The sequence below is a fragment of the Marinilactibacillus sp. 15R genome, from assembly GCF_001895285.1.
GTDB lineage: Bacteria > Bacillota > Bacilli > Lactobacillales > Carnobacteriaceae_A > Marinilactibacillus > Marinilactibacillus piezotolerans.
Window position 1 is genome coordinate 1,634,245 of the sequence record NZ_CP017761.1, and the last position, 14,029, is coordinate 1,648,273.

The window sequence follows — 14,029 nt, forward strand, 5'->3', positions numbered from 1 at the left end:
TTTTGCTTTCAAGTAATGCTATTATCAGATATATTCGCTATACTATAATTACTATAGAATAGCTAGGAGCATGTAAAATGAATCGTCCAATATTTAAGATAATCATGGGTTTGCTTGGGATTTGGTTACTTTATGATCTTGTAACAGATCCGCTGATTCTCATTTTATTAATAGGGAGCATCCTATTAATGTTTTTTTCTGATAGAATTTTTAAATCTCATGAGAAGCAAGGTAATCTTTTTTGGCTGGGGCTTATATTATTCTTCCTTTCTATTCTGTTTACTAGCGCAGCATGGGTCATTTTGATTGTCTTATTGATTTTCAAAGTCGGAGAAGATCACCGAATGTTTAAGACTGTCAAAGATCCTCTTACAAAAAAGCAGACTAAATGGCGAGAAAAGGAATATGTAGCTGTACAGTTTAAAGAACACGAAGAAGAAACTGTGCAAATGTCTAGAAAAAAATGGTTTGGTGATGATTCGATTGGCTATGATATTTATGAATGGGATGATATAAACTTTACTAAAATAATTGGCGATACAGTTATTGACCTAGGTAATACCATTCTACCTAAACAGGAAAATATCGTCTTGATAAGAAAAGGGATCGGTGAAACTAAGATACTTATTCCTGACGAAGTTGGAGTTTCATTAGATATATCATTATTGCTTGGTAAAGTCAAAGTGGCTCATGATGAACTGGACTTGAAAAATGAAACACTAAAATGGCAATCTCCTTCTTATCATTTGAGTTCAAGAAAAATCAAAGTCGTGCTGAACGTATTAGTAGGCGAAGTAGAGGTGGTATTTTTATGAGAAAAAATGCCACTGAATTTTCTAAATATTTTTTCTTATTTTTCTTATTGATCTTTGTATTTACTTTATTCATCTGCTTTACCTTTACAGATGAAAATTGGTTTTATATGATTTTTGAGTATAGATTCTCGGGATTTCCACTAATTTTTTACTTAATTTTCTTTTCTGTTTTTTTAACAATTATTATGCTGACATATATGAAATCATTTGAAAGAAAGAAATTGAAAAAAGTAGAAGAAGGTCTTAAAATGATGTCAAAAGGACATTATTCTGCTTCTATATTTTTAGATATGTACTCATTAGATACCCCATTACAAGTGAATAAAGAAATAGACCGCCAATTCATAAATCTTCACGAGAAGTTAATGCGTATGGCAGAGGAAGCAATCAGCGCTAGTCAACGTTCTACTCAGATGAGTAATGAAACAAAAATTGAAATTCTTGAGCAGGAACGACATAGAATTGCTAGAGAGTTACATGACTCTGTAAGTCAGCAGTTATTTGCAGCCTCTATGATGCTGAGTGCCGTTAATCAGCAATCTGATCAATTGGATGAAAAGTTTAAAACACAGTTGGATTTAATTGAAAAAATCATTAATGATTCACAAACGGAAATGCGGGCACTTCTTCTGCACTTAAGACCTGTCAAATTGGACGGTAAAACATTAAAGCAAGGAATTGAACAATTATTAAAAGAACTTTGTACAAAAATCAGTACGGACATTCGTTTTGAAATTGAAAACGTTAGTTTACCCGATGGAATAGAAGATCATTTGTTTAGAATCGTTCAGGAATTACTTTCCAATGTGTTGAGACATGCAAAAGCAGAAGAACTGGAAGTATATCTTAAAAAAGTTCATGAAACAGTTCAACTCAGAATGATAGATGATGGTGTAGGTTTTGATATGAATTCTAAAAAATCTGGAAGCTATGGTCTTGAAAATATACGTGAAAGAATCAATGGAATTGGCGGGAATGTAAAAATTATCTCGTTTCCCAATAAAGGTACGAGTATTGAAATTAGCATACCAATTATAGCAGGAGGAAAAAAATGATTCGACTATTGCTAGTAGATGATCATCAAATGGTTCGATTAGGATTATCTTCTTATTTTTCTATACAAGAAGATATTACTGTCATTGGAGAAGCAGAAGATGGTCAGCAAGGATTTGAAATTGCACTAAAAGAAAAACCGGATATTATATTAATGGATCTGGTGATGGAAGTAATGGATGGTATTGAGTCAACCCAAAAAATTTTAAAAGAATGGCCAGAAGCAAAAATTATCATTTTAACTAGTTTTATCGATGATGAAAAAGTCTTCCCGGCTATGGAAGCAGGAGCTTCAGGATACCTTTTAAAAACATCTTCAGCGGGCGAAATTGCTGAAGCCATTCGTTCTACATATAATGGAGATCCATACTTTGAAACTGAAGTTACAGAAAAAATTTTGGATCGGGAAACTACGAAACAAAAAGTTGTTTTGCATGATGACTTAACTAATCGAGAAAAAGAAGTATTACAATTGATTTCACAAGGGTATTCCAATCAGGAAATTGCTGATTCACTTTTCATTACTTTAAAAACAGTAAAAACTCACGTATCTAATATTTTATCTAAACTACAAGTAGAAGATCGAACACAAGCGGCTATTTACGCATTTAGACATGATTTAGTAGAGTGAAAAAATAAATATTACCAGATTAATAATGAAAAAGAGATAGAAGAAGAGGTTATGCCTGATCACAAAGAAGGCTTTTTATTAAGATAAGTACAACACATTCTGAAGCAATAAGAGAATGTATAGAAAAAAATCAGTAATAATGATATTTTAGAATTAGACGAGAAAGAAACGCCGGAACTTCTAAAAAGTGTAAGCAGTACTTTTAAAAAAGGTGCGAGCCCCAGAAGTTAGAGTAAACATTCTAACTTCTGGTTTTTTTTGTATGACAATATATAGCTATGAATTTAAAAAGAATATTTAATAAGTAGAGAGGGATTATAATCTGTTTTCACCTCATTTGGATCAAATTTTATACGCTTTCTTTAAAAAATCTTGAATAAATATCGTAAAACCACTATTATAGAATCATGATAAGAATTTCACAAACGAAATCATCAATAAAATATAATGAACATAAACAAATTATTGAAAGGATAGAAGGAAGTAAAGTTTCTAAATATGCTTATGAGAATGGTTCGTTAAAATCAGAAACAAATAGTAATGGTGGTTTAATTAACTATCAATATGATACGGTTGGAAGAGTAACCTCAATCATTAATGAAAATGGATATGAATCTCATTATGAATATGATCAAATTGGAAATAAAATATCTGAAACAGATGAGTTAGGAAATCAATTATTATTTTCATATGATAGTAACGGAAATATACTCACAGAGGCCGATGCTAACCAAAATGTTACTTCATACATGTATAATGGCAACGGTAAAATGATAAAAGAAGTTAATCCCAAAGAAAATAGTACATCCTATTCTTACGATGCTGAAGATAGATTGGTAGAAATAAAAGATGATATGGGAATCCTTAAAACAAATCTGTATGATCCGGCGGGCAGATTGCTAAGTGAAGTAGATGGAGAAAATCAAAAAACTTCCTATACTTATGATGAAATAGATAATGTAGTATTGATAGAAAATCCAGGTGGAGGGCAAATAGAATATTCTTATTATCCCAATGGCAAACTTAAAACAGAACTGAATGCTTCTGGAGAACTAATAACTTACTTTTATGATGCGAATTGGCATACTCAAAAGACGATAGACTCGCTTGGAAATCAAACGGTATATGAATACAGTTTAGATGGGAAGTTAATAAGTGTTACAGATCCTTTAGGGAATACTACTCAATCTGTTTATGATATATACGGAAATTTGACAGAAAAAAAAGATCCTAATGATAATATAACAAAATTTAAATATGATAATAATAATAACAAAATTAGTGAGATTGATGCTCTTGGTCATGAAACAAAATATGTGTATGACAATGTAAATAAGTTAATTGCAATTACAAATGCTAAAAATGTCACCACTGCATATAGTTATGATAAAAAAGGCAATTTGATTGAAATAACAGATGGATTAGGCAATTCTATAAAAAATAAATATGATAGTAACGGGAATTTAATTAAAGCTATTGATCCTATGGATAATGTAATCAGTGAAAACTCATATGATTCTACTAATCTTGCTGTCACTGTAAAAGATGCTCTAGGAAATACTTTAACTAACCAATACGATTCTAGAGATAACCTTACGGAGTTTATTAAACCTTTAGGAAATAAAACTAATTTAAGTTATAGTAATACGAATGAATTAACAATGGCTACTGATTCTTTTGGTTCTACAAGCAGTTATCAATATAATTTAGATGGAAAGCCTATACAAGTTACTGGACCTAAAGGAAAGTTAACAAGTTATACTTACGACGCTGCTGAGCGACTATTAACTGAGACGACACCTTCAAATGGAACAATACAATATGAATATAACTCCTCTGACTTAATAGCTTCAGTTACAAACGCTCGTGGACAAAGTAGAAGTTATCAGTATGATGCGGCTGATAGGATTAAAACCTACACTGACACAGAAGGCACCACTTCGATTGAATACGATAATAATGGAAATGTAGTAAAGATATCCGATGAATCAGGAACAATTACAAGAGAGTTTGACAGTCTAAATAGAGTAACAAAATATGTAGATGCTAAGGGCAATTCTATAAAATATGCCTATGATTCTTTAGGAAATCTAGTAACATTGATTTATCCTAATGGTCATTCTGTACACTATGAATATAATGAACTGAACTTGCTTGTTAAGGTTACAGATTGGAACAATCGAGTTACTTCTTACACGTACGACAACAATGGGAACTTGATTGGTACAATTCGTCCTGATGGTAGTCAACTAACGGAGGTATACAACGGCGCAGGTTTCGTAACCGAAGTTATAGATAAGAGTGCACAAGGTCAAGTGATTAATCACTACTTATATGAGTACGATGCTAATGGTCAAATCATTAAGGAAACTTCAAAAGTAAATAATTTGACTTATAACTATCGCTATGATGAATTAGGTAGAGTGGTTGAAAGAAAAGATAATAACAGTGATGCAGACTTAAATGATATATATACCTATAAGTACGATCAAGCAAGTAATATTGTAGGAAGTAATTTTATGACTAATCAAAAATCCATGTTATATGATGATCAAAACAAGCTTTTGAATTATAACAGTCAGGAAAATTACACTTATGATAAAGATGGGAATTTATTGAGTGGATGGCTAGAAAATGAAAACATCACTTTTTCTTTTGACTCTAGAAATAGATTGATACAATCGAATGATACGAACTATAGTTATGATGCTGAAAACAATCGTATTTCTTCTCAATCAGAACAAGGTAGCATACAATATGTTTATAGTAGTATAGGTGACGAACTAAGCCAACTATTAATAGAAACAGATTCTGAAGGAAATGGTACGTACTATATTTATGGGAATGGTCTTATTGGAACAGAGACTTCTACTCAAGATTATCATGTATATCATTATGATTATAGAGGAAGTACTACGGCAGTTACTGACGAAAGAGGAGCGGTGATAGAGAGATATTCTTATGATCCTTATGGCAAAGTAAGTAATACATCAGATACCATTAGTACCGGATTCCTTTTTAATGCTAAAGATGGAGTAATGACGGATGATACAGGTCTATATTATATGCGCTCTAGATATTACTCACCTGATCTTATGCGATTTATAAATGCGGATGTATTCGTAGGAGATATACGACATAGTCCAACTTTAAACAGGTATGCTTATGCTAATGCAAATCCTACTATGTACGTTGATCCAGATGGAGAATACGTTACAGTACTTGCCGGAGGAGCAATTGGTGGATTGATAGGCGGCAGTGCAAATCTAATTGATCAAGTAATGACTGAGGGATGGGATAATGTCAGCTGGGGAGAAGTTGCTGTTAATACAGCGACTGGAGCTGCTTCAGGAGCAATTGCTGGTACTGGAATAGGATTAGTAGGGGCGATTACAGCGAACAGTGCATTGAATATGACAAATTATACTGGTACACAATATGTAAATAATGAATCTTTTGAATGGGATGAACTAGCAACTAGCGGAGTGATAGGTGGGATTGCTGGAGGATTAGGCGGTGCAGGTGCTTTAGATAAAGACACTGTTAGATTCTTTAACACATGGTATGCTAGATCCGAAGTGGCAAGAGTAACAAATTTGCCGCTTGTTCAAGCATATTCTTATGTGACAATGAAATCAAAAGCAACAAGCATAGTTGTGAATAATTCATTAAGAGCGACTGGTGCGAATATATTTAGCATAGTGAGCTCAAATAAACTTCAAGATGCGAGAAATCCCTCTACAGAAAAAAGTTATTTAGAGACATCAAATAATAAATGAGGACAGTAAATGATAATAAACTTAGATTTTTTTTATGGTCTAGTAAGTTCTTTTCCAATTTGGATTCAATTTTTATTTTATTTTATTTTGTTTTATATTTTTTCCTTTATTTACTTTTGCGCGTTAAGAGCCGTCGAAATTTATCTTGTTTTTAAATCAAAGGATGATTATTTTAATGTTATGAACGATCCATTAACAATGAAGAAAGTAATTTTAAGATCTTTATTTACGGCAATTGGTTTATTAATTTTAGTTATTATGGGTTATTTACAAAATTAGCTTAAATTAACTTTATATTTTAACGATTTCGTTGTTCCAAAATAAAAAATTTGGGAGCATTAGGTACACTTATACAGATGGTAGAAGGCGTTCCAGTACCTACGTGAGCAGCTTCAGGAGCAATTGCTAGTAGGAATAGGATTAGTAGGAGCTATCTCAGCAAACAGTGCATTGAATATGGCAAATTATACTGGTACACAATACGTCAATAATGAATCTGTTGAATGGGATGAGCTAGCATTTAGTGGTGGTGTAGGTGCAATTGCAGGAGGTATAGGCGGTGCAGGAGTTTTAGATCAAGACACTGTGAGATTCTTTGGTACATGGTACGCTAGGTCCGAGGTTGCAACAGCTGCGAACTTACCACTCATTCAAGCTTATTCTATCGTTACAATGAAAGCAGAAGCAATAAGACTTGTTAGGAATAATTCGTTGTTGGCAGCTTCTGGAACCACCGTAAGTACATTAGGTTCCAATCTATATCAATACGTGAAAAATCTTTTTATGGAAAAAGATTATTTAGAGACATCAAATAGTAAGTGAGGAAAGTAAATGATAACAATTTTAGAATTTATTTATAGTCTAGTTAGTCCCTTTCCAATTTGGATTCACTTTTTATTTTATTATATTATTTTTTATATTTTCAGTTTCTTTCTTCTCTTTATATTACGAACAATAGGAATTTATCTGATTTTCAAATCAAAAGAGCATTATTTTAATGTTGTGAATGATCCGCTTACGATGAAGAAAGTAATTCTTAGATCGTTATTTATAGCAGCTTGTTTCTTATTTTTGGTTATTATAGGGTATTTAAAATTAGGTTAAATTGGTTTAATAATTTAACTATTTCGTTATTCTAGAATAAAATATTTTGGAGCGTCAAAGTAAGCTTATCCAGATGGGAAATGGGTTCCAATATCTGCGAGTGCTGCTTCAGGAGTAATTGCAGGAGGAATAGGCGGTACAGGAGATTTAGATCAAGACACTGTGAGGTTCTTTAGTACATGGTATGCTAGGTCCGTGGTTGCAAAAGCTGCGAACTTACCACTCATTCAAGCTTATTCTATCGTCACAATGAAAGCAGAAGCAATAAGACTTGTTAGGAATAATTCGTTTAGAGCAACCCTTGGAACTATACTAAACACGATAGTACAAAATGTATACCAAAAAGACGAAAAGGATTCTACAGATAAGAGTTATTTAGAGACATCAAGCGATAAGTGAGGGTGAATATGGAAAATATATTAGAATTTTTTTATAATCTAGTAAGCCCATTTCCGATTTGGATTCAATTTTTAGTTTATTACATTTTATTTTACATTTTTTCTTTTCTTTTACTTTCCGCATTACGAGCCGTTGAGATTTACGTTGTTTATAAATAAAAATATGATTACTTTAACGGTGGTATGTATGATCCACTTACGATGAGGAAAGTTATCCTTAGATCGTTATTTATAGCAGCTTGTTTCTTATTTTTGGTTTTTCTAGGGTACATCCGAAAATAACTTAAACAGCTGATTGCTTAAAATGGTTATGTTGTATCAGGAAAAAATTTGAATTTTTAAAATGTCTAAAAAAGTTATGTAGTTGGATTTCTATTCTATTATAGGTACATAGTTTTACTGATTGTTAGAGTAGCAATAATGCTGAAAATGAAATGGGTTTGTAGATATAATCTAAAATTGAATACCTAAGAAATGGGATAGGTTGATACAAAGTTAGTTAACAATAGAATACCGTCAAATCAAAGATTTATAACCTTTGATTTGACGGTATTTTAATTTGACTTATTTCGTTAAGATTACTGGTAAGATTATTGGCTTACGTTCTGTTTCAGCAAATAGGAATTGCTTGATATCATCAATCAAGTCATTGCGCATTTTATATTCATTCAGTTGTTTATATTCAAATGAACGCTGGATACTTTCGAAAGCAACTTTTTGAGCTCCCTGAATCAATTGTTCTGACTCACGCATATAAATGAATCCTCTAGAAATGATATCAGGACCAGCTAGTATTGAACGCTTATCTGTATCGATTGTAGCAACTACGACAACCAGACCATTATCTGAAAGTAACTTACGATCTTTAAGGACTACGTTTCCAATATCTCCAATTCCACTACCATCAATATAAACATCTTGAGCAGAGAATTCTCCCGCACGTCTAGCAGAATCTTCTGTAAAAGCTACAATCTCACCATTATCTAAAATAAAACAGTTTTCTTCAGGGACACCGGTTTTTATAGCGAGATTTGCATGAATCCTCTGCATACGGTGTTCTCCATGAATTGGAACAAAAAATTTAGGTTTCATCAAGCGGAGCATCAATTTTTGTTCTTCTTGTCCACCATGACCAGAAGTATGAATATTATTGACTTTTCCGTGAATGACATTTGCGCCTGCTTCTAATAACTGGTTAATTACCCGGTTAACACTGACGGTGTTTCCAGGAATCGGCGAACTTGAGAAGACCACTGAATCACCAGGTTGAATTGAGATTTGACGATGAGTACCGTTTGCGACCCGACTTAAGGCTGCCATGGGCTCTCCTTGAGAACCAGTACACAATATTAGAACTTCATTATCTTTATATCTTTTCAGTTCATTAGGATGGATAAAGGTTCCTTCTTCAGCCACAATATAGCCAAGTTCTTGACCAGTTTCAAGGGAAGTAACCATGCTGCGACCAAAAACAGCAATCTTACGTCCTGTAGCATTCGCTGCTTTAACCACTTGTTGTACTCTGGAAATATTAGAAGCGAATGTTGCGAAAATAATTCTACCATCAATTTTCTTCAATAAGTTTTGGATGGAATCCCCAACCACTTGTTCTGATTTTGTGAAGTTAGGGACTTCAGCGTTGGTACTGTCAGATAGTAGAGCTAGTACACCTTCTTCACCAATTTTAGCCATCTTATGCAGGTTTGCAGGTTCACCTACAGGAGTAAAGTCAAACTTGAAGTCTCCGGTCTGAACGATATTTCCATTAGGAGTTTTAACAACAATTCCGTATGACTCTGGAACACTGTGAGTGGTACGGAAAAATGAAACGGATGTCTTTCTAAATTTCACAACTGTATCTTCGTTGATTTCGTTTAATTCAGCCGAACGTAGTAATTGATGTTCATTCAGTTTGTTGCGGATAAGAGCTAAGGCAAGCTTACCGGCATAAACAGGAATATTTAATTGTTTTAGTAAATAAGGAATTCCGCCAACGTGATCTTCGTGACCATGCGTAATGAAAAGCCCTTGGATCTTATCTTTATTTTCAATAATGTAAGAATAATCAGGAATAACATAGTCGATTCCTAACAAATCATCTTCAGGAAATTTGATTCCTGCATCGATTAAAATGATCTCGTCTTGAAATTGTACTCCGTACGTATTTTTTCCGATCTCATTCAGCCCACCTAATGCAAAGATGGCTGCTTCGTTATTTTTAATATTCGGTTTCATTATAAATCTCCTTTTAAAATTGTTTTCATTCAGATTTTATGATGTTGGAGTTTGCATAAAAAAAGCAAACCTCTATATAAAAAACATATTCAGGTTGTATTTTATATATTATGAAAAAAGCCACTATAGATGTAAAGTCAATCATGACATGGCTCAAACTTGATTTTCATTTTTTATATCCGTCCGATAAGTTGGTATAACTTTACCAACAGCTATATTGATTCTACCATACTAACTCAAATAAGTATAGAAGAAGCAAATTACACAAAAAGGACATTCATGAATGGAACTGGAATATAAGAAGTACCAATATACTGTAATTCTATAATATTAAGCTAAGGTAAATTGTGTGTAATGGATTACACACGGTATACTAAATTCGTGTATAATGATGATGTATAAATTAAATGAGGAGATCCGTATGAATAAAAAAATGATTTACTTTGATATTGATGGAACATTGTTAACAGATGAAAAAACTATTTTAAGCAGCACTAGAGAAGCTATTGACCGTTTGCAGAAAAATGGTCATGAAGTAGCGATTGCAACAGGTAGAAACGCTGTTATGGCAAAAGAACTGATTGACGAGCTGAATTTGCCCAATTATATAGTCTGTAATGGAGCAGCTGGATTTTTTCACCATGAGATGGTTTATTCAAATCCATTGGACAAAGTATCGATTGATCGGTTAATTCAAGTAGCTGATGCAAATGGACACCAGTTGATTTATGAAACTGCTAAAGATTTAAAAAGGAGAAGTCACAAGATTGATCATGCGGTTGAATCGGGAATGAAACATGTTGGCTTTGACGTACCGGATCATGAGACTGATTTTTATAAATATAATGATTTAACACAATTACTGATATTTTATACTGAAGAAGAAAGACATTTGTATGAAGATGGTCAATTTCCTGAGTTCAGGTTTGTTAGATGGTATGAGAAAGGTATGGATGTTCTGCCAGCCAATGGTTCAAAGTTCGAAACGATCTTTAAGTTATCAACGGATAAAGGATTTAAAAAAGAAGATATCATCGCTTTTGGAGATGGCATGAATGATTACGAAATGATCGGAAATGTAGGGGTTGGAGTTGCGATGGGGAATGCCGAAACAATCGTTAAAGAAGTTGCGGATATGGTAACAGACTCAAACAATAACGATGGTATATATAAAGCATTGAAGAAACTTGACTTGATTTGATCATGAACCAAAAACAGTTAGCTATTAAAGGCTTACCAAAATTCAAGGCTCTAATATTCTAATGATTTATAGTTGTTCCATGAATAAGCTTTTGATATGTAAAAGGTTGAAAAAACTATATAAAGGTCTTGATCATTTAGTTGGCGGGGAAATTGAAAAAAGGAACGGATGCTGCATACACAGAATTAAGGGAAGCAACATCTCTTACTCAAAAGGACATTAATTTTTATCGTTTAATGGATCTAACGTATTACGTTTATGATTATTACCTTGAAGTATATGTTGTAGATTAAAAAGGTATGCAGCTGTTGAAGGTGAGGAAAGTAGTCTGAATTAAATGAGAATTTATTTGGACTGTCTATACTGGAGAAGGAAATACTGGGCATATAATTGAACAAGTAGTTTTTATTAAAGAAAAGTTGATGTCTAAAGAAAATGATCTGAACTGAATCGAAGAACTCCGAATTGAACAGTTTATATAAAAGTGAGCCCTATTATATCACGTATAGTGAGATTATCTAATATGAATATAAGGTTGAAACAATCCAAAGTATTAGTTATAATTTATAAAATCACTTTCTGATAGCAAACTTATTTAGTACATATTATCTAGTTCACTGTAATTAAGAAATGGAGATGATTATGGATATAAACAAGGACAGGGTTATTTTGCCGTATCAACATATTTCTCAAAAAGCATTACTTAGTTTTTTACTTGGTTTTACATTTTTATTTATGATCGTTGCTTTTTACTTTAATTCCTTTGAGGAAATTGTAAACGGTCAATTCAAAATTTTAACTTCGCCATCTAATTTAACAACTGATTATTTTGCACTGACCAATGTAGGCGCTACATTCTTCAACTCTGGTATATTGATGCTGCATTCACTTGTGTTAATTAAAATGACAAAAGCTAGAATAAACGGTCCTTTGATTGCGGCTTTTTTTACTGTAGCAGCCTTTTCATTCTTTGGGAAAAACCTATATAATTCTATGCCGATCGTTTTAGGTGCTTTTTCTTATGCATGGGTAACTAAAGTATCAGCTAAAAAATCCCTTTTAGCGGCCTTGTTTGGTACTGCTTTAGGACCTTTAGTTAATGAGATCACATTCAATATTGGAATGCCTGTCATTATGGGAGTTTTATTAGGTAATATTGCCGGTTTTATAGCTGGTTTTATTCTTCCTCCTCTAGCTCATCATTTTGTGGGGTTTACCAAAGGGTTCAGTCTGTATAATATCGGATTTTCAAGTGGGGTAGTCGGTACAATCTTCACATCAATCTTAAGGGCGACTGGAGTAGAGATTGAGCCAGTTTCTCTTCTTTCTAGAGGGTATAATGTACCATTAGCTATCTTCTTCATTCTTCTATTTGTTTCGTTATTAGTTTATGGACTATATCAGAACAACTGGTCTTTTAAAGGATATGGTTCAATCACTAAACATTCTGGTCAGCTCTCGACTGATTTTCTGGAAAAGACAGGTTTTAGTTTAACATTAATCAATATGGCTCTGTTAGGATTAGTAGCAACTACTTTCGTTCTAGTACTGGGCGGAGAACTCAATGGCCCTACAGTTGGAGGCATATTAACAGTGGTTGGGTTTGGGGCATTTGGAAAACATTTAAAAAATGTATTGCCTATATTATTGGGTGTAATATTGATTGGGTATATCAATTCATATGATATGAGTGCAACTTCTGTGATTATTGCTGGATTATTTGGGACAACCGTAGCACCTATTGCCGGAAGATACGGTTATTTCATGGGGATGGTAGCAGGCGGGTTGCATCTGACAGTTGTCAGTAACACTAGTTATCTTCACGGAGGTATCAACTTATATAATAATGGGTTTGCAGGCGGGTTTGTAGCTGCTCTGATGATCCCGCTTCTTGAAGCAGTTCACTACCACAGAGCACAAAGACGTGAGTTAAGAGAACCAGTGGATCCGGCTGAAGAAATAGAATTAGAAAAAGAAAAAAGCTGAGAGTAGCGTTTTAACCTATAAAAAGACTCGTTTCTTCTATACAGGTTAAAACGAAATTATCTCAGCTTTTTATTTACTATGCTCCCAGAATATCTATACCATCAGGCAGAGCAAGAGGGTTTTCAGGATCTATACGATCATAGAACATGATCCCGTTTAAATGATCAATCTCGTGTTGAACGACTATAGCAGGATAGCCTCTTAATCGCTCTTTATGCTTTATACCATCTATATCATAATACTCTACCGTAATTCTCTTATGACGTGGTACTATTCCAGGAACCTCGCGGTCAACAGATAAACAGCCTTCACCATCAGGTAAACAAGTCTGTTGAACGGAATGGCTGATGATTTTGGGATTGATCAGCACGCCACTAAATTCAGGCTCATCCGATTCTTCATCACTGGAAGGTACATGTACAGCTAATAAGCGGCTGGAAACATTCACTTGAGGAGCAGCAATGCCGACACCTCCGCGTAATTCGAATTTCTCTGCAATTTCTGGATCTTGACTATTTTTCAAAAACTGTAACATATCTTCCGCTAACTGTACTAGTTCTTGAGTTAATGGTAATTTTACGTCTTTTGCTATTTTTCTTAAAGTAGGATGTCCTTCACGGATAATATCATCCATAGTAATCAAAGCAAACACTCCTTATTAGTTAATCTGATGAGAGTATGACCTATCCTAACTATTTTAGCAGTTTTCAAGCGATAATGCACGTAGCAATTACTTGATTTAAATAATTAGATAAGCGCGTAAGGAATAAAATAAAATTATTTCAATCGTTTAGTGAATCCAATCACATAATCAGTCTTTGTGAAAA

General features: G+C 33.4%; 10 protein-coding genes. 8 read left to right on the forward strand and 2 right to left on the reverse strand.

Annotated elements, in window-relative coordinates; translation table 11 throughout:
- The first annotated feature begins 77 nt into the window (after positions 1–77).
- The 5 genes from liaF (at position 78) to BKP56_RS08140 (ending at position 7,100) form a co-directional block, all read left to right on the forward strand.
- Positions 78–815 (forward strand): cell wall-active antibiotics response protein LiaF, encoded by a 738-nt coding sequence (liaF, locus tag BKP56_RS08115; protein ID WP_072694596.1) that lies wholly within the window; start codon positions 78–80, stop codon positions 813–815.
- Positions 816–1,000: 185 nt separating this feature from the next.
- Positions 1,001–1,870 (forward strand): sensor histidine kinase, encoded by an 870-nt coding sequence (locus tag BKP56_RS08120; RefSeq protein ID WP_232226864.1) that lies wholly within the window; start codon positions 1,001–1,003, stop codon positions 1,868–1,870.
- Complete coding sequence (locus BKP56_RS08125; RefSeq protein WP_072694598.1) at positions 1,867–2,499, forward strand: response regulator transcription factor; 633 nt, start codon at positions 1,867–1,869, stop codon at positions 2,497–2,499. Before BKP56_RS08120 ends, BKP56_RS08125 begins: the two co-directional genes overlap by 4 nt.
- A 407-nt stretch (positions 2,500–2,906) precedes the next feature.
- A complete protein-coding gene (locus BKP56_RS08130) occupies positions 2,907–6,278 on the forward strand; it encodes an RHS repeat-associated core domain-containing protein (RefSeq protein WP_072694599.1) in 3,372 nt (1,123 codons plus the stop codon).
- A gap of 402 nt (positions 6,279–6,680) precedes the next feature.
- A complete protein-coding gene (locus BKP56_RS08140) occupies positions 6,681–7,100 on the forward strand; it encodes a hypothetical protein (protein ID WP_072694601.1) in 420 nt (139 codons plus the stop codon).
- A 1,244-nt stretch (positions 7,101–8,344) separates the two neighbouring features.
- Here the strand turns inward: BKP56_RS08140 and rnjA are convergent.
- Positions 8,345–10,015, reverse strand: a complete 1,671-nt coding sequence (rnjA, locus tag BKP56_RS08150) for a ribonuclease J1 (protein WP_072694603.1) — start codon at positions 10,013–10,015, stop codon at positions 8,345–8,347.
- Between the two features lie 421 nt (positions 10,016–10,436).
- Between rnjA and BKP56_RS08155 the strand changes: the two genes are divergently transcribed.
- The 3 genes from BKP56_RS08155 to BKP56_RS08165 all read left to right on the forward strand — a co-directional run bounded on the left by BKP56_RS08155 (position 10,437) and on the right by BKP56_RS08165 (position 13,202).
- Positions 10,437–11,216, forward strand: coding sequence for a Cof-type HAD-IIB family hydrolase (locus BKP56_RS08155; protein ID WP_072694604.1), 780 nt, complete (start codon positions 10,437–10,439; stop codon positions 11,214–11,216).
- Positions 11,217–11,368: 152 nt separating this feature from the next.
- Positions 11,369–11,509, forward strand: a complete 141-nt coding sequence (locus tag BKP56_RS13905) for a hypothetical protein (protein ID WP_198033936.1) — start codon at positions 11,369–11,371, stop codon at positions 11,507–11,509.
- A 349-nt stretch (positions 11,510–11,858) separates the two neighbouring features.
- On the forward strand, positions 11,859–13,202 hold the full coding sequence (locus BKP56_RS08165; protein ID WP_083540521.1) for a DUF1576 domain-containing protein: 1,344 nt from the start codon (positions 11,859–11,861) through the stop codon (positions 13,200–13,202).
- 76 nt (positions 13,203–13,278) lie between these two features.
- On the opposite strand, the gene def is transcribed toward BKP56_RS08165, so the two are convergent.
- On the reverse strand, positions 13,279–13,845 hold the full coding sequence (def, locus tag BKP56_RS08170; protein WP_072694606.1) for a peptide deformylase: 567 nt from the start codon (positions 13,843–13,845) through the stop codon (positions 13,279–13,281).
- Positions 13,846–14,029: the final 184 nt, after the last annotated feature.